Raw genomic sequence first — 23,093 nt, forward strand, 5'->3', positions numbered from 1 at the left:
GCAGCTTTAAGGTTCAATATTGCTAATTACACCTTTATTCATTACTTATACATCTGTCATGCTCATCACAAGTGGGGTCGAAGCGTGCCCGCCACCACATGATGAGTAGACAGTGAGGAGAAGTGCACCGTGACTAGACGGACAAAATCCGGGACCGTGCGTGACACTGACTCCCGTGAACTGAAGTTTCAGGCACTGGCCGATGAGCTCCGTCGCGGTATTTTGGCCGGCACATGGGCGGCAGGAGCCAAGTTGCCCACCGAAGCCCAGCTTGCTGCCGAGACTTCTTTGTCCTTGACAACTGTCAGGCGTGCTTTCGATGAACTTGTGCAGGAAGGAATTGTTGTTCGCCGCCAGGGTGCGGGAAGTTTCGTCTCGGAACGTCCACTGGCGCGCCGCCGAACTCGGCTGCGGGTGGGGGTTCTGCTGCCGGACACTCAACTGTATTATCCGCGCGTACTCAAAGGTATCGAAGAAACACTCTCTGCCCACGATGTTTCACTGCAACTCTCAACCTACAATTACGAACCGGAACGAGAAAATGCAAGTATTGACTTCCTCATCGACTCTGGTGTTGACGGACTGATTCTTGTGCCTACTCTGAGCGGGATCGGGGATCCGCAGCAGCGGGTTCGTGAACTGGCTGCACTGAATGTGCCAGTGGTTCTTTTGGAGCGCAGCCTGATGGATCTGGGGCCGGGGGACAGGACCGAGCACGTGTGCTCGGATCACCAAGGTGGAGCGTACGACGCCGTCCGTCACCTTGTCGATTTAGGTCACCGCAGGGTGGGGTTGCTGACACGCAGCCATACTCCCACCGAACCGGCCATTGTGGCCGGCTACGAACGCTGTGCCAAGGATCTGGGTTTTGCCCCGTTGGTGCTTCCGGCACCGAGGGAGGAGTGGGAAGCTGGCGAAGCTGAACACATGCTGGACCAACTTCGCGCCGCTGGGATCACAGCTGCCCTGGTTTTCGGTGATAGGGAAGCAACATTTTTGGAAGCTGCAGCACGCCGAGCCGGAATTAACATACCCGAAGAGCTGGCCCTTGTCTCCTACGATGACGAATTAGCGGACCTTGCCGAGGTCCCCTTGACTGCTGTGGCACCTGCCAAGCACAGGATGGGAAAAATGGCTGCGGAGATCCTACTCCGCCGTCTGGTGGAGGGTGATGACTGCCCTATCCACCAAGTCCGGCTGCGTCCGCGGCTGGTTATTAGAGAATCTTGCGGTGCCAAGAGGCAATCCGCGCAGCACGAAGAGGAATGAGTGTAAATGCGATTGGGAATTGTTGGCGCAGGCGCCGTAGCTGGCCTCCACGCACATGGCGCATCGGTCCTTGACGGCGTTGAGCTAAGCGCTGTTTGTGATTTACAAGAGGATGTTGCCGCAGCCGTTGCTCAACAGTGGGGCGCTGCCGTCTTCACGGACTACAACACGATGCTAGCTGCCGGAGCGGTGGATGCGGTTGTTATCAATACCCCGCACAGTCTGCACAAGGATATGGTTCTGGCGGCAGCCGCACACGGTGTTCATGTGCTCGTAGAGAAGCCTATGGCAACGACCCTTGCCGACTGCATCCTTATGGAAAATGCTTGTGCCAGTGCCAACGTAGTCATGGTGATTGGCATGATCCAGCACTTTATGTCGGAGAAGATGGCGACTCAGAAAGCACTGAAGAGCGGGAAGCTGGGACGGGTATTGATGATCCATGACTACCGCAGTACCGACTACCGTCCCGGCACACGCCCAGAGTGGTTCTTTGACAAGGCTGTTTCAGGAGGTGGAGCACTGATCAACATTGGTGCTCACTGTTTGGATCGCAGTCTTTGGATAGGAGGGGCCCCAGCGGTAAAAATAACTGCCACCACGCTCAGCCGATTTGGCGCCGCTGTTGAAACCGACGGTGCCATGGAACTGCGACTGGCCAATGGCGTTCAGTTGCGCGTCACGATCGTTTCTGACACACCCCGACACATTGATGAGATGCTAGTTGTGGGCGAGTTTGGCACCATCACAGTTGATCCACGGCATGGAACGTTCATGGAAATTAACGGCGTGCGGAGTACTTTGCACACCACGAGCGCGGATGACATCCAAAACGCTTTCACCGCACAGTTGGCCGATTTCGTTGCCGCTGTGGGCGGAGCGGAACCCAGTGTGAGCATTGAACACGCCAAACATGTGGTGGAACTGGTACTTGCCGCCTACGACTCCGCAAGCACTGGTGCGCCGGCGGTGTTGGCGTCTACCCTGGCATCAGCGTGATGAACTTGCCCAGCCCCGACTGGGCACAAGCTCCTTTTACAGGTTTGAGCCGGGCTCACTGGGAGGCGGCAGCCGATGAACAAATCGCTGCGGCCAAGAGATATTCCTCTCCTCGTGGCGCTCAAGTGCATTTCCCCAGTGTGTATGAACAGAGCCCGGATGAGCTCCTGGAAGGCTTTGCAAGAACATTTTTGTTGGCGGCGCTTCGTCTCTCCGGTGCTGCCGGCGATGGCGGTCCAGCGGCAGAAGTAACGGCACAGCTGGCGCAGTGGTATGCCCAAGCCCTCGATGCAGGCACTGATCCATCTTCAGATGAACGCTGGCCAAAACTGACAGCTCATTCGCAAACCACTGTGGAGGCCACAGCCGTGGCGCTGGGACTCCACCTGAGCCGGAAATGGATTTGGGCTGTGGTGCCGCAAAGAGTGCGGGATAACACTGCCGCATGGCTGGGGGATTCGGCTCAATCTTTCGGAGCCGACAACAACCACGTCATGTTCGCCGCAACGATCCAAGCTTTTCTGGGTTCTGCAGGCTACGCGTACGACGGTGCCGGAATCGAAGCCGCGCTGGCCAGGATAGAGGATTGGTATGTGGGCGACGGCTGGTACTCAGATGGTGAGGGTCGCCGGTTCGACCACTACAACGCCTGGACCTTCCATGTGTACCCCTTCTTCATCCTCGATTTGTTGGGGGAGGATGCAGCCACGGGGCGCAGGAAGGTCTACCGGGACCGACTGGGACAGTTTGTGCATGGCTACAGCCATCTCTTTGGTGCAAATGGGGCACCTTTGATTCAAGGCCGCTCCTTGCTGTATCGCTGGGGTGTTGCCGCCCCCTTCTGGATGGCGATGCGGGAAGGAATCACGGTGGTTTCCCCCGGTCAAACCCGCCGAATTGCCTCGGGGGTGCTGAAATACTTTCTCGACGGCGGGGCTGCTCCGGATGGCGTACTTACTCTGGGTTGGCATGAAACCAACAGCAGTATTTTGCAGTCGTACAACGCACCGGGTTCCCCGCAGTGGGCCGCCAAGGGCTTTTTGGGATTGCTGCTGCCCGCTGATCATCCGGTTTGGACTGAACAAGAACAGCCTTTGCCTGTTGAGCAAGGGGACTACACACTACCGATGAGCGGACCCGGCTGGTTGGCTGTTGGCACCGCTGCTACAGGAACTGTGCGGGTGCTTAACGCCGGAAGTGACGGACACCCGCAAAAGGATGATCCACTGTACCGACGCTTGGCATTTTCCACCTCAACTGTTCCTTGGCTGGAACCCGGCTCGGGCGAGCGAGATAACGATATTTTCATTAGACACGACGGCTCCAGTAGCAGGCATCGAGGCCTGCACGGAGGCAGTGTCCGCTCCGGTGGCGGATCCAGTACCTTCGCGTTGGATGCTGCCGGCAGGGACGTTTTGGTCCAGAACTCCTTCGCCGTGCTCGACGGCGTGGAAGTCCGGGCAGCCAAGCTCACCGGTGTGGTGGGACTTACACCCGCCCTCTCCGGCTACCTGTGCAGCACCGATGCGGCCCCGGAAACCCTTGTTAATGGTGGAGGGGCCCAGGTCGGCATCAAGCCCGGGGCGCTCTCCAGTGTCCTCCTATTGGAGGCCACTGCGGAGGCGGAGCCCCACGTTGTTCATGGCGAGGGCACCATACTTGGCGCACACTCTGGGTTGCCACTGCTGCAATTCCCGCCGCTGGCCTCCAACGAACTCACGCTGATGGCACTCATTGGCCTGGATGTGACATTGGCCCGTCTGCGCTCAATGGCGTTGGAGCTTCAATGGCAGTGGGCACCGGACGGGGTGCAACTGCGGTTCAGAAACCGCACTGTAGTTTTGCCGTGGCAACGAAAAGCAACTTGGCCGGCCGATTCCATCAACCAAGGCGTTTTCCGTTGGAACCCACCCGAAAATTAGCGTCATCAACAAAAAATAACCAGTATTGGACCTCAGTGAACATCATGAATTTTCCAACCAGCAATGGGACGCGGGATCGGCCAACCGAGGGTAATTTCCTGAACATACCTTCGACGCTCCCCGCAAAATCGACCAAGTCTGCCTTTGCCGCACCAACGGCCGATGAAGGCATCCACGGCCCATCGGTGGTGCGCCAAGGCCCCGAAGACATTGCGCGGCGGCAGCCATGGGCGGAGTCAAAATTTGGTTTCTTTGTGCACTGGGGCATATCCGCCACTCTGGGTGGGCTCTGGGAAGGAAAGCACGTTGAAGGGCTGGCCGAATGGATCCAATTCAAGGCCAAAATCCCCCTTTCCGAGTATGCCGAGCTGGCCAAGTCATTCAACCCCACTGAATTCAATGCCCGGGACTGGGTCCGCACGGCCGCGGAAGCTGGGGCGAAGTATTTTGTGTACACAGCCAAACACCATGACGGATTCGCCATGTACCACTCGCAGGTATCCGCCTATAACATCGTTGACGCCACACCGTTTAATCGCGACCCGTTGGCCGAAATAGCCCAAGCCTGTGACGAGTATGGCGTCATGTTGGGAATCTATTACTCCCAAACCATCGATTGGGAAGACCCGGATGCGGTGGGGCCCAGCTGCAATAGCTGGGACTTCGACACCGATGAGGGAGACTTTCAGCGTTACTGGCGTCGCAAGGCAGCGCCGCAGCTACGCGAAATCCTGAGCAACTATGGCAGCATCGGACTGATGTGGTTTGACATGCCCCGTGGCATCCCTGCCGAATGCGCCCAGGAAGCGTTCAACCTGGTGCGGGAACTGCAACCGGGCGCCGTCATCAACAGCAGACTTGGTGGAGGAGTTGACGCCGATTACAACTCCATGGATGACAATTACTTCAATAACTTCCTGCCTGCGCAGGCGTGGGAGACGGCTGCCACCACCAACGACAGCTGGGGATTCTCCCAGCTGGCATCGGGCTGGAAGCCGGTAGCCAGCCTCTGTGAGACTCTGGCCTACACGGTGAGTCGCGGCGGAAATCTGCTGCTCAACGCCGGGCCCGACGCCAACGGCGCCATTCCAAAGCAGGCCCAGGAGCAGTTCGCGGGCATCGGAACCTGGATGCAGCGAGCGGTTCCGGCCATCCGCGGCGCCGGACCATCGCCCTTTCCCGCCACCTTTGACTGGGGCCAGGTAGCTACCCGCGGATCCTCGATTTATCTGCACGTTACCGATTCTGGAAAAAAGGAACTGTCCCTGAACGGTATTACGGTAGCGCCTGACTCCGTGCGTGATCTTGGCGCAGGCTCCCTGCTGAACTTCTCCCTGAATGAAAGCAGCGGTGCGGGGCCGCTTCTGACTCTGGAACTGGCTGAGCCCACCGATGACCTTCCGCGGACGGTAGAGCTGACTTTCGCCAAGGCCCCGATTATCGCCCAGGATATTAGGCAGGTCCCAGGATCACCGCTTCGACTTGATATATGGAACGCTGAAACTGGCCCCGATGAATCACTGCGCTGGAGCTTCACGATGGCTTCCCCGGGCGAGTACCGTGTGGTGCTGCTGAGCAAGGAAACGTTCGGCAATTTCAACCCGCAATGGTGGGCCGATGGCTTGACGGGGACGCTGGAAACGGAAACTGGCCGCACCCCGTTCACGCTGCACAGGGACGGCGACGAGCTTTACCCGATCCTGCATTATTGGAAGGTGGTGCGCAGCGAGATTGGGCGAATCACCGTGTCCGGGCAGGGACAACAGAACCTGAGCATCAAAGATCTGCCCGTTGTTGACTCGAAATGGGATCCAGCGGGAGTGAACATGATCGGGTTGAGACTTGAGCTCATCACGCCAGCGTAAGAAGGGTTGCCGGGACCCCGAGCGCCCCCTGCTATAACCCTGACACCGGGTTGAACCAGGGGGCCTAGGCTCCGTCCCAAAAAGGTGCGTTGAAAGCACCCAGCGGATCCGGGCTTCCCTCGGGGAATGCCAGTGGGCTGTGCTGGCCGGCTCCGGCAACGGCCAGCGCAGCACCATCAAACTCTGGCACACCGTGCTGTGCGAACCAGCCAGCCATGCGCGAACGCAAACCTGCCAGCGCGGGGTGGGGTTCGGCGTCGTCCATCAAGTTCACACGCTCGCCGGGATCTGCGGCCAGATCGTAGAGCTCATGCGGACCGTGGGGGTGGCGATGGACATACTTGCGGTCCTGCGTACGGATCATCCGTACGGGCCCGTACTCGTCATAAACCACGACGGCGGAATCCGCACGCGCCGCCGAACTCGCCACGTCATCGGCGCTGAGCTCCAAGAGCGGGGCAAAGGAGCGTCCCGGGCCGGTTTCAAAAGGCGTTGGGTCCAGCCCCACCAGCGCCAAAATGGTGGCGGCGACGTCGTACGCCGAGAGCAGCTCCGCGCGCACCGGGCCGGCAGCGATACGCCCGGGCCAGTTGAAAATGGCAGGGACCTTCACGGAGGAATCGTACATATTTTGTGGGAAGGTGCCATTGCCCTTGCCCCACACCCCGTGATGGCCGGCGTTAAAGCCGTTGTCGCTGCTGAAAACAATCAGCGTATTCTCGCGCACGCCCAGACGCTCCAGATGGTCTATGACATCACCGATGGCAGCATCCATGGCGCTGACAGCTGCAAAATACCCAACCAACGCAGCGCGCACATCCGGTTCCCCGCCAACAGCCACCCCATCCACTGTGGGCTGCCACGGATGCGGCTCCTCCTGCGGGCAGCTGGCAAAGGCACAATCGGCGTAGAGATCCTCAAATTCCTTGGGGTGCTGGCCTTTCCACGGCTTGTGGGGGGCCGTGTAGTTGATGGCCAAAAAGAACGGTTCATCCCGGGCGGCCTCCCGGTCCAGGAACGCGTGCGCATCCTCGGTGATGGCATCCGTGAGGTAGGTGCTGGTTTCTTCGCGCTCGCCGTTACGGTACATGGTGGCGCCGGTGTAGGGACTGCCGCCGCCTTCAAGCCCATACCAGTGCACAAAACCTTTACGGGGGGCGTCATTGGCCCCCAAATGCCACTTTCCCGAAAGCCCCATCCGGTAGCCGTTATCCGCCAACACGTCGGTGAAGATCTGTTGGCCCGCCAGGTAATCCGGTGCTTGGGCGCCCACTTCAATCCCGGTGAGATAGTCGTGCACGCCGTGTCTTGACGGGATCTGCCCGGTCATGAGGCTGGCACGGGCGGGGGAGCAGACCGGTGAGACGCAAAAGAAGTTCTCCAACCGGGTGCCTTCGGATGCCAAAGCATCAAGAACCGGGGTATGAATATCCTCGTTGCCAGCGCAACCCAGTGCCCAAGGTCCTTGGTCATCACTAAGGATAAAAACAATATTGGGCGACGTGGACAGTTTGGTTGACGAACCGGTCATCATTGCTCCTCTTACGACGTGGAACACTAGTCATATCAGTGTTCCACGGGAGGACTCAAGGGGTACTTCAGGTTCTTTTTCTTAGCTTCTAACATTGATGGAAAGCGTTTTCCAGACTATTCTTGAACAAGACCCGCAACCCGTTGAAAGGCGCATCATGCCATTGGCGTTCTCCACCCTGGGCTGCCCAGGGGATTCCCTTGCCCAAGTTATTGCTACAGCCCACAACGCCGGAGCCACCGGACTTGAGCTGCGCGCGGCGGCGGGCGAGTTTGTGTATCCGCAGATGGATGCGGCCCAGCGAGCGGCTTTGGCCACCGAGCTGGCCGACGCCGGCCTGACGGTACTTGCGCTGGCTAGCTACGTCCGCATTTGTGCGCCCACAGGTACCGCCGGCAACGGTACTTATGGTGAGGCCGGTACTTTCGGTGAGGACGGCGCGAACGATCCGGTGCTCGCGGAACTACTGGCCGCCGTCGACCATGCCGCAGAGCTTTCCGCCCAAAACCCAGGGCAAGGACAGTGCGCCCAACTGCGGGTGTTTCCCGGTGCAGGTCTGGAGCCCACACAGCGGGGGGTCGAACCTTCTCCTGAAATGGCTGCTGCGGATCTCCGTGGTGCACGCCGGCTTAATGCTGCGGCCAGCCATGCCACAGCATGCGGGGTAAAAATTTTGTTGGAGACGCACGATTCGCACCCTCGTGCTGCAGATGTTTGCCGAATATTGGCCCACGTGGATGCCGCTGCGCCGGTTGGGGTCATTTGGGATCTCATGCACCCTTGGCGGTATGACGAAGCGCCGGAGGTGACTGCCTCGCTGCTGACCGATTGGCTGGCCTATGCCCAGTTCAAGGATGGGGTGCGGCAACCGGGCTCGCACACAGTTACGCTCACGCTGCCGGGGGAGGGCGAGCTTCCTCTGGCTGCCATGCACGCCCTGGCGCAGAAGATCGCTTCAGATCACGGAAATTCGGACCCGTGGATTTCACTTGAGTGGGAGCGTGCCTGGTATCCGGAGCTACCCCACGTCTCCACTGCGCTGGCCTCGCTTAAGACGGCACTGGCCGAACCTGAGAATCAAAACAGCAAGTAGTTTTAGCCGGACAGAATCGCACCCGAACTAAGGATTTTTTCATGCCGTCCAAGAATGCACAGCGCCAGCCCAACATCATGATCATCATCTCCGATGACCACGGCTATGCCGACCGTTCCATTCTGGGCGTGCAAGCTGATGTGAGCACTCCGGCCCTTGACCGACTGGCAGCAGAAGGGGTCTCCTGCAGCAATGCCTACGTCACGGCACCCATTTGCTCCCCGTCGAGGGCGGGGTTGGCGGCGGGCAGCTATCAGCAGCGCTGGGGTGCTCGGTGGTTCACCGATTCCGAGATTTCGCCAGCCAATGTGCCAACTATTGCCGAACTGATGCGGGCACAGGATTACACCACCGGCTACTTCGGCAAAGTGCACTATGGCACCGAACATCATGGGGACCGCGGCACTCCGCCCCAGCATGGTTATGACGAATCGTTCTACGGCCTCGCCGGGGAATCCATGGGCCGGCTCAATTACCTGCACCACTCAGAAGAAGCCGTTGATGAGTATGGTGAGGCGGCAGGTCCCATGGCTGTCCAGCCACTGTGGAATGGTGAGGAACCCCAAGAGTTGGAAGGCTTCCTCACCGATGCCATTGGCGAACGTACCCGGGAGTTCGTGGCTGAACATGCCAACAAACCGTTTCTGGCAACTGTTGCGTTCAACGCCGTCCACAACTTTTGCTGGCAGCTACCTGCGGATGAACTAAAGAAACGCGGGCTGCCAGCCTATGAAGATTGGAATCCCGGAGCAAGTCAGTACCTTGACTGGTACGACGGCGCCATCAGTCCCCACCTGGAAAATGGTAGAGCGTATTACCTGGCTCAGCTGGAATTGATGGATGGGCAGATCGGGCTGATACTGGACCAGCTTGATGAGTTGGGGCTTGCCGAAGACACGATCGTCATATACCTGACGGACAATGGTGGTTCCACCTGCAACTACGGAGTCAATTTGCCTCTGCGCGGCACTAAATACACGCTGTGGGAAGGCGGAGTGCGGGTGCCGTTTATTCTCCGTTGGCCCAACAATGTTCGCGCAGGCACCACTCATGCTGGCCTCACCAGTGCCATGGATATTGTGCCTACGGCGCTCGCGGCTGCTGGGGCGGACCCTGCCGTGTACGCCCACTGCGACGGGCGGGATTTGCTGGGCCGGGATTTGCTGGGCGCATCCTGTGAAGCAGGTATGAGTGATTCACAAGGTTTCCTGCAGGGCGGGCACGAAGCTCTTCATTGGGATTGCGGCTGGCAATGGTCGGTGCGTAAAGGCGACTGGAAGCTGCAGTGGGTGGAGCCTGAATCGCCGGTGGCAGACGCCATCCGGGATGTTGAGCGTGCCGAACCTGGCAGCGGTTACTTCCTGTGTAATCTGGCAGCCGATCCAGCAGAAACCACTAACTTGCACGACGCCGAGCCTGCCTTGGTAGCCGAACTCACCGCTCTGCACCAGGCATGGGCTGCTGGCGTGAACGGGGAACACTCACTGTCAGTGTGAACCCCGCCAAATGTGGCCCATCCAGATGATGGTGCTGGCTTTGACGCGTGGAGCTCAGGGAAGATGGGCGTAGATTTCCACGGGTCCCAGCAATCCCGATTCAAAGCCGGCCAGCAGATTGACCAAGGCGGCCCCCTCCAGACCGGGAGGTCCGCCAACGCTCAAAACTCCCTGCAGAAACTCAATGCCTTAGGCTAAGGGTTTCGCTTCAACATCCACGCTGAATCCAGCCTGTGCCAGCGCATCGCTGTAGGCAAGGGGTGGTTGTATAAACGAGGTATCTGCAGTTGTGGCCCATGGCAGTGGATACTCTTCCACGTCCCCTCCCAGAAGCATGATGTCGTAGAGCGCCAAAACGCCGCCGGGGCGCAGAACACGCGCAGCCTCTGCAAAGACCTTGTCTTTGGCGGGGATGTTCATTCCCACATGCACCATGAGCGCCGCATCAAAGCTCCCATTTTCGAAAGGCAGAGCCAAGATACTGCCCTGACTAAATGTCACATGGGCGGACAACCCTGTGCGTTCGGTCAGGGAGCGGGCTGTGGCAACAAATTGTGGCGTCAGATCAATTCCATGGACAGTGGCACCGAATTCTTGGGCCAGGTACCTGGACACTGCCCCAATGCCGGAGCCCAGATCAATGACACGGCTTCCTGCGTAAATGCCTGCGCGGGCTGCGATCCGTGCGGTAGCTGCGGAGCCGCCAATATGAAGTTGGTCCGCGCCGTGCAGATCGGCTTGGGAAAAGTTTCTAGTGTCCCCGCCCGCGGCCCGGATAATGCCCAGTAGCCGCTCTTCAACGTTGCCGTGGGCGTAGTGTTCGGCAACGGACTCTTCGTATTTCATGGCCCCTTCCAGAATTCTGGAACCGGGTACCTCTTACTCTCCCGGGAACCTCGGCTTTTCTCGATCCTACTCTTGTGGAGCGTGCCGGCACAGTGTGCAGTTAGTGGGGTGCAGTTAGTGAGCGAGCGTTAGAAATAAGTGCGCTTTATGTGAGCGAGGGATGGGGGAAAGTCCACGTTAAGTGAGCGAGCGATGGTGGTTAGGGGGGCGGAGGGGAGGCGGCGTCTTTGGCGTCCATGATGCGGTACGCATAGCCTTGCTCGGCCAGGAAACGCTGACGTTTCGCGGCAAAATCGGCGTCCACAGTGTCGCGGGCCACCAGGGTGTAAAACCGCGCTGTGCGTCCATCAGCTTTAGGACGCATGAGCCGGCCCAATCGCTGGGCCTCCTCCTGCCGGGAGCCGAACGCCCCGGAGACCTGAATGGCAACGGAAGCCTCTGGCAGGTCGATGGAAAAATTCGCCACCTTGGACACCACAAGAGTTGATAAGCGCCCTGCCCGGAACTCCGCGAAAAGCCGCTCCCGCTCCTTGACGTCGGTTGTGCCCTTGATCAGTGGTGCGGCCAGACGAGCAGCCAGCTCATCAAGCTGGTCAATGTACTGCCCGATCACTAAAATCTGCTCTCCTGCATGGGCGGCAACCAGTTGCTGGGTAACCACAGATTTAGCCAGCGAGGTGGCACACAAACGGTACTTCCCGCCGTCGTCCACCGTAGCGTAAGCCAACCGCTCCGAACGGGCCAGATCCACACGAACCTCAACGCAGTCGGCCGGGGCAATATAGCCCTGCGCCTCGATTTCCTTCCACGGGGCGTCATAGCGTTTGGGCCCGATCAGTGCGAAAACTTCGCCCTCGCGGCCATCTTCACGCACCAAGGTGGCCGTCAGTCCCAGCCTGCGGCGCGCCTGCAGCTCAGCGGTCATACGGAAGATCGGGGCGGGCAGCAGATGAACCTCGTCATAGATCAACAAACCCCAGTTATTGTCATTGAGAAGGTTCATATGCGGGTAGGTGCCATTGCGCTTGGTTGTCAGGACCTGGTAGGTGGCGATCGTGACAGGGCGTAATTCTTTAACAGTACCGGAATACTCGCCAATTTCTGACTCAGTCAACGTTGTGCGTTTGAGCAGCTCAGCCTTCCACTGCCGGGCCGAGAGCGTATTGGTCACCAAGATCAGTGTGGTGGTACCGGAAGCGGCCATGGCCGCGGCGCCCACCAGCGTTTTGCCTGCCCCACACGGCAAAACCACCACACCGGATCCGCCAGCCCAAAAATTCTCTACTGCCACACGTTGGTATGGGCGCAGCGCCCACGGGGTGGGTTCCATATTTTCATTCAACGCAATCAAATGCGCAGTACCGTCAACGTAGCCGGCCAGGTCCTCGGCAGGCCAACCGGCCTTGAGTAGCAGCTGCTTAAGCTCACCGCGTGCAGCCCCATGGACCACAACTGTCAGTGGATCTATGCGGGCACCAAGCAAAGACGCAACTTTCTTGACATGGCAGACCTCGGCCAGGATCAGCTCGTCCTCGCTGCGCAGCACAAGACCATGATGGGCGTCCTTTTCCAACCGCAACCGCCCGTAACGTGCCATGACCTCGGCAACGTCAAGGAGCAGAGCGTGTGGCACCGGGTAGCGAGAGTAGCTCAGCAGCGTATCAACAACATGTTCGGCATCGAGCCCTGCTGCTCTGGCGTTCCACAGCCCGAGGGGAGTGATCCGGTAGCTGTGCATGTGTTCCGGGGCGCGTTCCAGCTCGGCAAAGGCGGCTATGGCGTGGCGTGCGGCACTGGAATCCGGATGGGCCACTTCCAGCAAAATTGTTTTATCGCTTTGCACAATCAAGGGGCCATCAGCCATGCTGCTCTCTCCTTCTTTGTGGGCCGGCTTTACCGGGATCGGAGGATTCGGGTTGCTCCGGTTCCGCCATTTCTTCCGCTTGTTCCGTTGCCATAATGCGATGAATGCTGAAGCGCCGCTCCGTAGTGCCGCCGGCCAGAAATGTCTTTAGCGTGCCAGCAACAAGTGAGAGTGGACGGAGCCGGAGCCTCTCACGTTCCCCGGCAGCGGTGACAATCTGCAGCCAGATGTCAACATCTGCCGCTATTGCCTGCCGCAATTCTTCCATGACAAGTGCTGGTCCCGACTCGCCACCACCTGCTACGGAGAAGAGCGGCTGACTGCGCAGACGTGCAATCTGGGTGGCCACCCGTGCTGCGATGCTCTCTTCATCCTCGGCTGTGGCGGCTTCCTGCGCTGGCACTTGGTGTGTTGCTCCTGCGGAAAGCGGCCTGGAACCCGGGGGCACTGCTGTGCCGTGTGCGGCGGCTGAAATCAGATAACTCAACGATTGTGGCACAGCTGTACTTGAATGCGTCAGCAGGAAACCAAGGATGGCTTCTTCATCCATCCCGGCAGAAACTGCACCCTCTAGGGAGGCTTGGCTAAAACGAAAGATCCCGGCAGCACCGTGGCCCTCAGGGACTGCCAGTAATTTCAGTTGTGCCGCCACTGCCGGTGCTAGAAAACCGGGAGCCACAGCCGTCAGATCGCCTTGAATGATGAAGTGTTCAATGGGAGCTGGCAGCAACGTCCCCAATGCCGCATCAGCACCGTCCCAATCTGTCAGTGCCACGGCCTGTCCGGGCTCACTCAGTGCGCCCGCTCCAGTAAGCCCCAGGAGTTCTAGCTCGGCCAGGACGCCGGGGAGTTGGGCGCAGACTTCAACTGACCGGCGGGGATGGCGCCACCGCAGGTATTCCTGGAGTGCTACATGCGTGGGTACGGGCGCTTTGCCGTCGGCTGCGGCTGCCCCAGCGCTCATAACGGGTGCCAGCGCGGAAAGTGCGCAGAGAACTGTGAAGCGCATTGATGCACTCTGGGAAATCGGCGAAAGGTGTGCCATTCCAGTCAAAGGCCTCGTGCTGGCAGCCTTATCGACGCAGCGTGGCGGGTTCAGCAGGGTTGGACGGGGACTGTGTAGCCATGGCTTAACGAGTTGAAGCCACTGCTGGGCGCGGTCCTGCTCCAGCCAATTATGCTCCGCCACTTGCCATTTCAGGGTGCCAGCGTCAAAAGTGATCAGACCGGCCATGGCTGCCAGTTCTAGGTAAAACCCCGCTGCCGGGTCGTTAGAGAGAAGTTCTCTTGAAACTTTACGCACCGTGCGCACACTGGCGCCACCACCTCGCAATGCCTCAAGAGGAGTGTTCTGGGCTAACTCTATGAGTGTTCTTATGCTGCGCAACAAGGTTTCCATGGCACTGCCACAGGCGTTGTCCCGCGCACTGAGCGGCACTGTTGGTAGCGGAAAAACAGGCGCCAATGATTGCAGGGGACCTTCTAGATCCGGGCCGGGAGTAGAACCGGGAGTAGAGCCGTAGGTGCTCCCGCATAAGACTGGCGCTACTGCGGCGAGGGGCAGGAAGTCCTGCCGCACGCCGTCGTACTTGTCCCCCTCCTGCGTCCCGGCAGTGGAGAGGATCAGAGCAAGACGATGCAAACTTGGCAGCCATGCGGAATAGGAGTTGGGATTCTTGCCGGCGGGCAGGGCGGCCAGCACTTGCAATTGAGGGAGGTTCAGCTGCGCCAGCGCCAGATTCACGCTGTGTGCGGTTGAAAGCCTGCTGGCAAGGTCAGCGAATGTGGCAACCGGTGGGGTCATTGCATCCGGGCGCAGACGCAGCAGGTGGCACAGTTCGGCGTCACTGCGCGCAGCCAACTCAACCGCGAAAGCGGCCAGCGTACTCATAAAGACGTGCTCATGACGTGCGGGGAAAACGTCAGAGTCTGCGTCGAATGGTCACCGAGCGAAGGACACTGGCACCCATCATAAGAAATGCGGTGGGCAAGGCGATCATGGCGATCCAGTTGAACCCGGGCCACGGTGCACCGCCTGCCCATTTGCTGATCAAAACCACAATGAGCGCGATCAATGCCAGAAAAGCCATCGCCATAGCCGTGTAGTTGAACATCTGCCAGCCACGATTTACGATTTGCGGGGCGGAAAAATGAGGGTTCATGGAGTTAACGCTAACAGCGGACAGATATGGGGCAAAGCCGCGGCGGTTTTGCCAGCACGGTAACCTAGGAGCAAGTAGAATCGTGTGATGTTTCACTGCAGGTGCCGGCCGTGAGTTTCTTGGCGTGAGCAAGGTGAAGTTCAACCGCACAGGCCACCGAACGTGATTGCGGCCAACGAGACTCCAAAGGGGTAAAGCAAGTGCCTATTGGCAAAGTGAAGTGGTATGACAATGAAAAGGGTTTCGGCATTATTGCCGCCGACGACGGACGCGAAGTTTTCCTGCGTGCCAATGCTCTTCCCGCTGACGCAGTCGACATCAAGCCGGGCATGCGGATGGAGTTTGGCGTAGCCGATGGCCGCAAGGGCGCTCAAGCCATGGCAGCCAAAATCCTGGACCGCAGCGCTTCAGTGGCGAAGGCCAAGCGCATGCCAGCACGCGACCTCGCCCCGATTGTGCAGGACCTGGTTTCCCTGCTTGAAAACTCTGTAGGATCTTTGACCAATGGCAAATACCCTGACGGTGATGCGAGCAAGATTGCTGCAGCGCTGCGCAAGGTTGCCGACAACTTCGACGCATAGCGGTGCCCTCCATGACCGAATTTCCCAGCGAACCAGCCCTCTCTTCGGCTCCAAAAACCAACTCTGAGAGCCTATACGGCGTTCCTCTGTGGCGTCTTGGGAAGCCTGATGCTTTCCTGGCTGCCGAGGAACGCGCTGCCCGAACTGCTGCACAGGACATTGCTGGTGCCGACGAGATTGGTGTACATGTGGGTGTTCGCAGCGAAGGTGTGCGGTGTGTGACGCACCTGTTTGAGTCCCTCAAGCCCGGGTACCGGGGCTGGGTGTGGTTTGCCACGCTGACGAGGATCTCGCGCAGTAAAGCCGCCACTGTCAATGAAGTGGGGCTCTTACCCACAGGCGATGCCGTGCTGGCCCCTGCCTGGGTGCCTTGGTCTGAGCGGGTGCGCCCGGAGGACCAGGAAAGCGCTGATGCTGGCTCTTCTCACGCTATTGCTGAACGGCTTGCCGGCGGGACGGTTCCCGAAGGGGACGCTGAGTCGGTGCAGGAGCTTAACGACGATGCCGAGGGTGACCCGTCAGCGTTCGTAACCGATGATGACGCCGTAGACTCCGACTAAGCATCTTCTCCGGCATAGGCCGTGATCGAAAAAAAGGGGCTTCTTCCAGGCACTGGAAGGAGCCCCTTTTTTATGGCACGGGTGAACTTTTTAGATATTCTCGATCACGTAGTCAATACACTTCGTCAACGCTGTGACATCGTCCGGATCGATGGCAACGAACGTGGCGATGCGGAGTTGGTTGCGACCCAGCTTGCGGTACGGCTCAGTGTCAACGATCCCGTTGGCACGCAATACCTTGGCCACGGCTGCGGCGTCCACGGACTCGTCAAAGTCGATAGTGACAATGACGTTGGAGCGGTCTTCCGGGTTGGTCACAAACGGCGTGGCTACCGCAGAAGCTGCTGCCCAGGAGTACAAACGTCCGGCCGAATCAGCAGTGCGTGCTGAAGCAAAGTCAAGGCCGCCGTTGGCGTTCAGCCACTGCACCTGGTTGTTCAAGGTGACAAGGGTGGAGAGTGCAGGGGTGTTGTAGGTCTGGTTCTTCAATGAGTTATCAATGGCCGTGTTCAAATTCAAGAAGTCAGGAACCCACCGGGTGGAAGCGCCAATACGTGCTGCCCGTTCCAGAGCTGCCGGAGAGAACAGCCCAAGCCACAGGCCGCCGTCGGAGGCAAAGTTCTTTTGCGGTGCGAAGTAGTAAACATCACTCTCACGCACATCAACGGCTAGACCGCCAGCAGCAGAGGTTGCATCAATCAGGACCAAAGCGCCGTCATCCGCGCCAGCAACGCGCTGCACGGGAGCGGCAACACCTGTGGAGGTTTCGTTCTGAGGCCACGCATAGGTGTCCACGCCGGCTTCGGCAACTGAGACCGGGCGTGTTCCGGGCTCGGCCTTGAGGATGGAGGAAGCCGCCAGGAACGGGGCATTGTTGGTGGCGGAGGCAAACTTGGAGCCGAACTCACCGAAAGAAAGGTGCTGAGCCTTCTCCTCCACCAGACCAAACGCTGCAACATCCCAGAACGCTGTGGATCCGCCAACGCCAAGAATCACCTCGTAGTCATCCGGGGCACCAAAGAACTGCTTTAAACCGTTGCGGACATCGCCAACAAGGTTCTTCACAGGCGCCTGCCGGTGGGAGGTGCCCAGCAGCGCGGAACCCGCTTCGGAGAGGGCCGCAACCTGCTCGGGGCGGACCTTTGAGGGGCCGGCGCCAAAACGGCCATCAGCCGGAAGCAGGTTGGCGGGAATGGTGAGGGGCGTTGATTCGCTCACGAGTTACTCCAAAAATATTCGATGGAAGGTATGTCGGTGCCAAGGGGTCCTTGCCAATTCTGCCGTAGAACCGGGCTCAGCGGAAAAATGACCTGTTGCAACGAAATATTCTTAGCCCCGCACTCGGGTCCATAATCAAATACATGGATTCTCGGGATCGCTGCAATCAGGCTAACGTAGAGATAAAAGTCCTTGCTCCAAACTCGCCCTATAACAGGAGGATGCTGACGTGGCTGATCTGATTGACACGACCGAAATGTATTTGCGGACCATCCTTGAGCTGGAGGAAGAGAACATCGTGGCACTGCGGGCACGCATTGCCGAACGTCTTCACCATTCGGGCCCCACCGTCTCACAAACCATTGGCCGTATGGAGCGCGACGGCTTGGTTGTAGTCTCTGGGGATAGGCATTTAGAGCTCACACCTGTCGGTCGGGACAAGGCTACCCGCGTGATGCGCAAGCACCGGCTGGCTGAAAGGCTCCTTGCTGATGTGATTGGTCTTGATTGGGCTTACGTCCATGAGGAGGCTTGCCGCTGGGAACACGTGATGAGCGAAAGGGTTGAGCAGCGACTGTTTGACTTACTTGGCCGTCCCAATGAGTCACCCTACGGAAATCCGATTCCGGGGTTAGAGGAGCTGGGTGGTGAAGTTGCGCCGCAATTTGCAGCCGGGCTCGTCACCCTCGTAGAGGCCATGTCAACGTATTCCCCCGGACAGCAGGTTGTGATCCACAGACTTTCTGAACGCATCCAGGTTGAGCCGGAGCTGTTGCTTCAGCTCGATGAAGGCGGCTTGCGTCCCGGAGCGCGAATTTCATTGGCCCAGGTGGGGGAATACGTCTCCGTCCGCGTCCCTGGTATTGAGGGAGCCCTGGAACTGCCGCCTGAAGTTGCTTCACACGTCTTCGTTGCAATGAGCTAGAGTTCCATGGTCTGAGTAAAAATTATTGACAAGCTAGGTAACGAAATTGTTACGTTTGCCGGTCGTACCGTATAGTATTATTTCAACGCCGTAATCAAAGCGTTACCATTGTGCGACACCGAACCTTGCCTTCGCACAATGGGCGGCAATCACTGTGGCAGGGGCGGGGGAACCACATTCGGCAGACAACCCAGTCTGCCTTGGGGTGAAGCCCACATTCGAAAGCAGCACACCATTCTGGCCCAATCTCTTTAGAGAGTGCCAGGCATGAAAGTGTGCCAAGAGCATGGGCCGGATCAAAAGATTTACTCTCTGATCCGAATCCGACAGCTAACTTCGCAGGTGTTTTACAGAGAGGTCTTTAGTGTCAGAAGTTAAACAGCGGGGACGTCGTCGCGCGTCACCGTCGGTAACTCACGAGCTTGTTTCCACACCGGGAACCCGCCGCGAAGCAATTGCTGCAGAGCGTTTAAGTTCGCCCTCAAATATTTCGGTCGCCCACCTGCTGCGTGTTCATGCGGCAAGTGGAACTGGCCAAAGAGTTGGCATGGCCATGGCTGCCACCGGCCTAGTCTTGGCTGTCACTCTGCCTTCCGCTCAGGCCCTTGACGCCCACCAGATTGATACTGTTGCCTCTTCCGCAGTATCAGTGGAGACCGCTGTCACGGCGGGTGCGGAAATCCCCATCACGTTTGCCTCACCCGAGGTTGCCAGTGCCCTGAATCCTGATGGCATGCTCAAGGAGACCCTGAAGGTAAACGCCTCCAATGTCACCCCGCAGGCAGCCAAGGGAACTCTTGGCGCACCACTGAAGAACCTGGTGACAAGCTCGCCCTTCGGTGGGCGCATCAGTCCCATCACCGGGCAGATGGGTGAACAGCACACGGGCCAAGACTTTGCCATAGCCAGCGGGAATGAAGTTCTTGCAGCGGCCGGCGGCACCGTGACGTTCTCGGGTTGGCATCAGTATGGTGGCGGCAACCGCGTAGTGGTGGATCACGGCAATGGACTTTCAACGTCCTACAACCACATGAGCGCCAATGCCGTGAAGGTTGGCCAGCATGTTGAGCGCGGAGAGCTTGTGGGCTTCAGCGGCTCCACGGGCGCCTCTACAGGGCCCCATTTGCACTTTGAAGTAATCATCAATGACGAACCAGTTGACCCCATGGGCTGGCTTTAATTCCTCCACAGGGGGCATTTAGTTACGTTTTAGTCACAAGACCGTGACCTGAACGTGACATTGGGAAAAATCTGTTGTACCGTCGTAATCGCGCCGACTTCGAATCAAGTCAGCGTCCGTGAGTCGATTGCCTAGCTCTGCCACTACTCATGGTCCGTTCGTATCAATCGTCTGGCAGGGGCGGGGGAACCAATAATCGGACTTCGCGTCAAGCAAAAGTCCTAGGGGTGAAGCCGCGAAGCGTTTAGTCACAAATAAAGAAATGATTCTTTAGATGTGTGAACGTGGAGCGGCCGGGTGACTCCCATCCGAATCCGACAGCTTACCTCGCAGGCTTTGGGAGAGGAATCCTTCTTGGCTTCAAACACTGCCCTCGGGCGCCACCGCGCCGAGGTTGTTAAGACCAGCTCGATCTCCAGCCTTACGAAAGCCGTCAGCTCCAACGTCGGCGGAGTTGGCCGTCAGGCCGCCGTAATCGCAGCAGCTTCTGGTCTGGTATTGACATCCGGCATCGCAGCAAACGCGGCAACTCCCACTGTGGAGCGTGCTTCTGACGGTGCTACGACGTTGTCCTTGAACACGGAACTCGCTTCCGCTATCACGGCAGCATCAACGGTGAAGATTTCATTCGCCACTCCCGCCATCACCTCCACCCCGGCTCCTGTTGTTGAAGCGCCGGCAGTTGTAGAGGCACAGAGCAACGAGGTTGTTGCAACACCAGCAAAAAATGTTGCTCCGGCCGCGGAAGTTGCACCAGCAGCTGCTCCGACCGTAACTACAAATACTCCTGAAGAAGCACCCGTACCTGTTGCAAAGAGTGGGATTGGCGCCACCATCGCCAGCGCCGCACTTGCCCAGCTTGGTGTTGCACAGGATTGCACAGCGCTAGCCAGCAACTCTTTGGCTGCCGCAGGAATTAACTTCCACGGCTGGCCCGCTGGTTACTTGAGCTTGGGCCGCACGGTTTCTGCTGCCGAAGCCCAGCCAGGTGACTTGATCTACTACGCAGACGGTGGCGCGGGCCTTGCCCACATCGCTGTTTACATTGGCAACGGCCAGGCCGTACACGGTGGATGGAACGGCTTCACAACAGCCGTATTCTCCGCCAACGTTGGCTCAGGTCCTGTCTTCATCGCGATGGGTCACTAAAGAACATTTTTGCCCAATGAACCCCGTCCACGGACGGGGTTCATTGTTTTAAGCTCTTCTTTTTGCCGTTCTCGTGCTTGAACCCATCTCAGCGGCATCTACCAGCAGCCAGTTAGCATGACTCCATGGACATCTTAAAGAACAGAATGCGCAGAGCATGCAAGCAGTGATCCTGGCCGGGGGTTTATCGAAAAGACTCGGCGGTGTCCCCAAGGCAGGGCTCATGCGAGATGGGCAGACCCTGCTGGTGCGCACCCTCGATGCAGCGGTACAAGCGATGACTCCCCAGTCGATGATCGCCGTCGTAGGCCCTGTGGAGAAGGTAGTTGGCTGGCTTGCTGGATCGCAGCAGCGTAATTTTGTAGTCACTGTGCAAGAGGACCCCCCGTATGCAGGTCCCGCCGCGGGTATTTCGGCCGGTCTGGCAGTTTTGGAAGAGCGCAGCGGCGATGCGTCCGGCTCCAACCATGTGTTGATCCTGGCTTGCGATATGCCCCACGCCAGTGAAGTTGTGCGGTTGCTGCTGTCAGCGTTGAGGCGATGCAATGAAGATCAAGGTGTCATGGCCGTGACAGGGGGTCGCAAACAGCCGTTGGCCGCGATCTACCCCTTGGCTTCCCTTCGGGCTGCGGTCGCGGCGGCGCGAGCGGCGCACCGGCTAGAGAACGCGTCAGTTTTCTCCTTGCTTGCTACTGTAAAGATCAACGACTGTGTCATGCCCGCGGGTCTGACGGCAGATATAGATACTTGGGAGGACGCCCGCGCGCAAGGGATCGTTGCGGGGCCACCGGATGCGAAAGGTTAGCACGTGGAAAATCAAGACGAGATATTGAAGGTTTGGACGCAAAAGCTACTTGAAGCCTTTGAGATTGCCGATATTGACGTAGATATCCATGCCGTCTTGAACGTGGCCGGGGTGGCCGCCCACTCAATCGTGCGTCCGGCAGCCCCATTAACAACTTTTGTGGCTGGGCTGGCCGCTGGGCTGGCTGCCGGATCAGGCCAGGCCAGCGAGGATGCGGCCATGAAGGCAGCGTTGGGAATGGCCAAGGAGCTTGCGGCGCAGCAGGCACCAGGGCCCGTTGAGGGCAGCGCCGAAACAGCCACCGGTAAATAGCATCACCATCGTGGAACACACTGGAGCGGCAAATGCCGAACAGAGCCCTGCTGAGAGCGTCCCGGTGGAGGAGAGTGCCTCCGCGGCAACCGCTATTATTTTGCCGCACACATGGCACCAGGCCCGCGAGAAAGCGTGGGACGTCGCTGTGCCGCTGGCAGCGCACACGGTTCCGCTGGCGGAAGCCGTGGGACGGATCCTTGCCACAGATGTTTTAGCTCGTCATGCCATGCCCCACTACGCATCATCAGCCATGGACGGGTGGGCTGTTGCTGGCAGTCCGCCGTGGATCATTGCTAAAAAGGGGGACAGCCTGGCTCCGGGGCAAGCGGTCCCTATACTCACAGGCGGCTTGATTCCTTGCGGCGCCAAATCGGTTTTACGTAGTGAGGCCGCCAAACTATCCATCGATGACGACGGTCTACCGGTTCTGGTTCGCGGGGATGCTGCCCGTCCCGGCGAACCAAAAAACTCCCAGCATATTCGGCCAGTTGGGCAGGAAGCAGAAGCCGGTGAACGCCTGATATCTGCAGGGACAACCTTGAACCCGGCTCACGTTTCCCTGGCGGCCCTTGGTGGTCTGGATGAGCTTCACGTGCTTGGAAAACCGGCAGTAAAAATTGTCCTGACCGGCGATGAAGTTGTGCTCTCCGGAATCCCGGCACCGGGCTTTGTGCGCGACGCATTTTCCCCCCAGCTCGGAGCTGTTGTCACCATGCTGGGTGGCACTGTTGTTGGATTGCAGCGCGCAGGGGACACCCTGAACTCGATGCTTGCAGCACTTCTGGATGACGAGGATGATCCAGCTGATGTCATCATCACCACCGGTGCCACAGGTAAATCAAGTGCTGACTTCCTGCGGGAGGCCATCAGCGCAATGGGCGGGACCTTCCACATTCCGCAGATTGCCATGCGCCCAGGACACCCCACCCTGTTGGCTGAACTGCCCGACGGGCGCTTCATCGTCGGCTTGCCAGGAAATCCGTTAGCGGCCATGATCGGCCTGATGACCCTGGGCGCACCGCTGCTGGCTAGGTTGGGAAGTTTGCCGCAGCCAACGCTGACAGAAGTCGCCTGTGGTTCGCCCGTGAAGCCATTCACAGGGCCTACCCGCCTCATGCCCTACAGACTTGTTTACGGGCTGGCATCACCGTGCGTGCACACCGACTCCGCCATGATGCGTGGACTTTCAATGGCCGACGGCGTCATGGTTGTCCCGCCGCACGGCACCAAAATGGGGGAGAGCGTTAGCGCAATGCCCCTGCCTTGGAAGTGAGATCCGCCCCTTAGTGGTTGAGATTGGAGGTGATGACACC

The 23,093-nt window shown here is 58.7% G+C and carries 20 protein-coding genes and 2 riboswitches; of the genes, 14 read left to right on the top strand and 6 right to left on the bottom strand.

What is annotated here, in order from left to right:
* Window positions 1-129 precede the first annotated feature (129 nt).
* Genes AAFM46_RS03095 through AAFM46_RS03110 form a run of 4 tightly spaced genes read left to right on the top strand, consistent with a single transcriptional unit; the run spans window position 130 to window position 6,055 of the window.
* The gene (locus tag AAFM46_RS03095) at window positions 130-1,269 is read left to right on the top strand and encodes a substrate-binding domain-containing protein (RefSeq protein ID WP_343319502.1); all 1,140 of its coding nucleotides are present in this window, start codon (window positions 130-132) and stop codon (window positions 1,267-1,269) included.
* Window positions 1,270-1,275: 6 nt separating this feature from the next.
* Complete coding sequence (locus tag AAFM46_RS03100; protein WP_343319504.1) at window positions 1,276-2,268, top strand: Gfo/Idh/MocA family oxidoreductase; 993 nt, start codon at window positions 1,276-1,278, stop codon at window positions 2,266-2,268.
* On the top strand, window positions 2,268-4,190 hold the full coding sequence (locus AAFM46_RS03105) for a DUF2264 domain-containing protein (RefSeq protein ID WP_343320338.1): 1,923 nt from the start codon (window positions 2,268-2,270) through the stop codon (window positions 4,188-4,190). Before AAFM46_RS03100 ends, AAFM46_RS03105 begins: the two co-directional genes overlap by 1 nt.
* A 44-nt stretch (window positions 4,191-4,234) precedes the next feature.
* A complete protein-coding gene (locus tag AAFM46_RS03110; RefSeq protein WP_343319506.1) occupies window positions 4,235-6,055 on the top strand; it encodes an alpha-L-fucosidase in 1,821 nt (606 codons plus the stop codon).
* 64 nt (window positions 6,056-6,119) lie between these two features.
* Here AAFM46_RS03110 and AAFM46_RS03115 read toward each other — a convergent pair whose 3' ends face one another.
* Window positions 6,120-7,589: a sulfatase-like hydrolase/transferase gene (locus tag AAFM46_RS03115; RefSeq protein WP_343319508.1), complete on the bottom strand. Its 1,470-nt coding sequence runs from the start codon at window positions 7,587-7,589 to the stop codon at window positions 6,120-6,122.
* Window positions 7,590-7,683: 94 nt separating this feature from the next.
* Between AAFM46_RS03115 and AAFM46_RS03120 the strand changes: the two genes are divergently transcribed.
* The gene (locus tag AAFM46_RS03120; RefSeq protein ID WP_343319510.1) at window positions 7,684-8,679 is read left to right on the top strand and encodes a TIM barrel protein; all 996 of its coding nucleotides are present in this window, start codon (window positions 7,684-7,686) and stop codon (window positions 8,677-8,679) included.
* 41 nt (window positions 8,680-8,720) lie between these two features.
* A complete protein-coding gene (locus AAFM46_RS03125) occupies window positions 8,721-10,175 on the top strand; it encodes a sulfatase-like hydrolase/transferase (RefSeq protein WP_343319512.1) in 1,455 nt (484 codons plus the stop codon).
* Window positions 10,176-10,364: 189 nt separating this feature from the next.
* Here AAFM46_RS03125 and AAFM46_RS03130 read toward each other — a convergent pair whose 3' ends face one another.
* The 4 genes from AAFM46_RS03130 to AAFM46_RS03145 form a co-directional block, all read right to left on the bottom strand.
* Window positions 10,365-11,021, bottom strand: a complete 657-nt coding sequence (locus AAFM46_RS03130) for a class I SAM-dependent methyltransferase (RefSeq protein ID WP_343319513.1) — start codon at window positions 11,019-11,021, stop codon at window positions 10,365-10,367.
* A gap of 199 nt (window positions 11,022-11,220) precedes the next feature.
* Window positions 11,221-12,885, bottom strand: a complete 1,665-nt coding sequence (locus AAFM46_RS03135; protein ID WP_343319515.1) for a DNA repair helicase XPB — start codon at window positions 12,883-12,885, stop codon at window positions 11,221-11,223.
* Window positions 12,878-14,776: a helicase-associated domain-containing protein gene (locus AAFM46_RS03140; protein ID WP_343319516.1), complete on the bottom strand. Its 1,899-nt coding sequence runs from the start codon at window positions 14,774-14,776 to the stop codon at window positions 12,878-12,880. Before AAFM46_RS03140 ends, AAFM46_RS03135 begins: the two co-directional genes overlap by 8 nt.
* A gap of 31 nt (window positions 14,777-14,807) precedes the next feature.
* A complete protein-coding gene (locus tag AAFM46_RS03145) occupies window positions 14,808-15,047 on the bottom strand; it encodes a hypothetical protein (RefSeq protein ID WP_343319517.1) in 240 nt (79 codons plus the stop codon).
* A 200-nt stretch (window positions 15,048-15,247) separates the two neighbouring features.
* Between AAFM46_RS03145 and AAFM46_RS03150 the strand changes: the two genes are divergently transcribed.
* Together AAFM46_RS03150 and AAFM46_RS03155 are read left to right on the top strand one after the other, a co-directional pair.
* Window positions 15,248-15,628, top strand: coding sequence for a cold shock domain-containing protein (locus tag AAFM46_RS03150; RefSeq protein ID WP_283530809.1), 381 nt, complete (start codon window positions 15,248-15,250; stop codon window positions 15,626-15,628).
* An 11-nt stretch (window positions 15,629-15,639) separates the two neighbouring features.
* On the top strand, window positions 15,640-16,188 hold the full coding sequence (locus AAFM46_RS03155) for a DUF3027 domain-containing protein (RefSeq protein WP_343319518.1): 549 nt from the start codon (window positions 15,640-15,642) through the stop codon (window positions 16,186-16,188).
* A 90-nt stretch (window positions 16,189-16,278) separates the two neighbouring features.
* Here AAFM46_RS03155 and serC read toward each other — a convergent pair whose 3' ends face one another.
* On the bottom strand, window positions 16,279-17,406 hold the full coding sequence (serC, locus tag AAFM46_RS03160) for a phosphoserine transaminase (protein ID WP_343319520.1): 1,128 nt from the start codon (window positions 17,404-17,406) through the stop codon (window positions 16,279-16,281).
* A 229-nt stretch (window positions 17,407-17,635) separates the two neighbouring features.
* Between serC and AAFM46_RS03165 the strand changes: the two genes are divergently transcribed.
* From AAFM46_RS03165 to AAFM46_RS03190, 6 genes are all read left to right on the top strand, one after another.
* On the top strand, window positions 17,636-18,331 hold the full coding sequence (locus AAFM46_RS03165; RefSeq protein WP_283530806.1) for a metal-dependent transcriptional regulator: 696 nt from the start codon (window positions 17,636-17,638) through the stop codon (window positions 18,329-18,331).
* A gap of 106 nt (window positions 18,332-18,437) precedes the next feature.
* Window positions 18,438-18,693, top strand: a riboswitch (cyclic di-AMP (ydaO/yuaA leader).
* Between the two features lie 2 nt (window positions 18,694-18,695).
* A complete protein-coding gene (locus AAFM46_RS03170) occupies window positions 18,696-19,511 on the top strand; it encodes a M23 family metallopeptidase (RefSeq protein WP_343319522.1) in 816 nt (271 codons plus the stop codon).
* Between the two features lie 151 nt (window positions 19,512-19,662).
* Window positions 19,663-19,861: riboswitch (cyclic di-AMP (ydaO/yuaA leader) on the top strand.
* A 4-nt stretch (window positions 19,862-19,865) separates the two neighbouring features.
* Complete coding sequence (locus tag AAFM46_RS03175) at window positions 19,866-20,660, top strand: NlpC/P60 family protein (RefSeq protein ID WP_343319524.1); 795 nt, start codon at window positions 19,866-19,868, stop codon at window positions 20,658-20,660.
* Window positions 20,661-20,817: 157 nt separating this feature from the next.
* On the top strand, window positions 20,818-21,465 hold the full coding sequence (locus tag AAFM46_RS03180; protein ID WP_343319526.1) for an NTP transferase domain-containing protein: 648 nt from the start codon (window positions 20,818-20,820) through the stop codon (window positions 21,463-21,465).
* A gap of 3 nt (window positions 21,466-21,468) precedes the next feature.
* The gene (locus AAFM46_RS03185) at window positions 21,469-21,777 is read left to right on the top strand and encodes a DUF6457 domain-containing protein (RefSeq protein WP_283530802.1); all 309 of its coding nucleotides are present in this window, start codon (window positions 21,469-21,471) and stop codon (window positions 21,775-21,777) included.
* Window positions 21,778-21,787: 10 nt separating this feature from the next.
* On the top strand, window positions 21,788-23,053 hold the full coding sequence (locus AAFM46_RS03190; RefSeq protein WP_343319528.1) for a molybdopterin molybdotransferase MoeA: 1,266 nt from the start codon (window positions 21,788-21,790) through the stop codon (window positions 23,051-23,053).
* Window positions 23,054-23,093 lie beyond the last annotated feature (40 nt).

It is taken from the genome of Arthrobacter sp. TMP15 (genome assembly GCF_039529835.1).
In the GTDB taxonomy this organism is placed as follows: domain Bacteria; phylum Actinomycetota; class Actinomycetes; order Actinomycetales; family Micrococcaceae; genus Specibacter.

Bases quoted from the DNA above. Each gene is read 5' to 3' on its own strand.
- AAFM46_RS03100 (WP_343319504.1), top strand. From the start codon at position 1,276: ATGCGATTGGGAATTGTTGGCGCAGGCGCCGTAGCTGGCCTCCACGCA.
- AAFM46_RS03105 (WP_343320338.1), top strand. From the start codon at position 2,268: ATGAACTTGCCCAGCCCCGACTGGGCACAAGCTCCTTTTACAGGTTTG.
- AAFM46_RS03110 (WP_343319506.1), top strand. From the start codon at position 4,235: ATGAATTTTCCAACCAGCAATGGGACGCGGGATCGGCCAACCGAGGGT.
- AAFM46_RS03115 (WP_343319508.1), bottom strand. From the start codon at position 7,589: ATGATGACCGGTTCGTCAACCAAACTGTCCACGTCGCCCAATATTGTT.
- AAFM46_RS03120 (WP_343319510.1), top strand. From the start codon at position 7,684: ATGGAAAGCGTTTTCCAGACTATTCTTGAACAAGACCCGCAACCCGTT.
- AAFM46_RS03125 (WP_343319512.1), top strand. From the start codon at position 8,721: ATGCCGTCCAAGAATGCACAGCGCCAGCCCAACATCATGATCATCATC.
- AAFM46_RS03130 (WP_343319513.1), bottom strand. From the start codon at position 11,021: ATGAAATACGAAGAGTCCGTTGCCGAACACTACGCCCACGGCAACGTT.
- AAFM46_RS03135 (WP_343319515.1), bottom strand. From the start codon at position 12,885: ATGGCTGATGGCCCCTTGATTGTGCAAAGCGATAAAACAATTTTGCTG.
- AAFM46_RS03140 (WP_343319516.1), bottom strand. From the start codon at position 14,776: ATGAGTACGCTGGCCGCTTTCGCGGTTGAGTTGGCTGCGCGCAGTGAC.
- AAFM46_RS03145 (WP_343319517.1), bottom strand. From the start codon at position 15,047: ATGAACCCTCATTTTTCCGCCCCGCAAATCGTAAATCGTGGCTGGCAG.
- AAFM46_RS03155 (WP_343319518.1), top strand. From the start codon at position 15,640: ATGACCGAATTTCCCAGCGAACCAGCCCTCTCTTCGGCTCCAAAAACC.
- AAFM46_RS03180 (WP_343319526.1), top strand. From the start codon at position 20,818: ATGCAAGCAGTGATCCTGGCCGGGGGTTTATCGAAAAGACTCGGCGGT.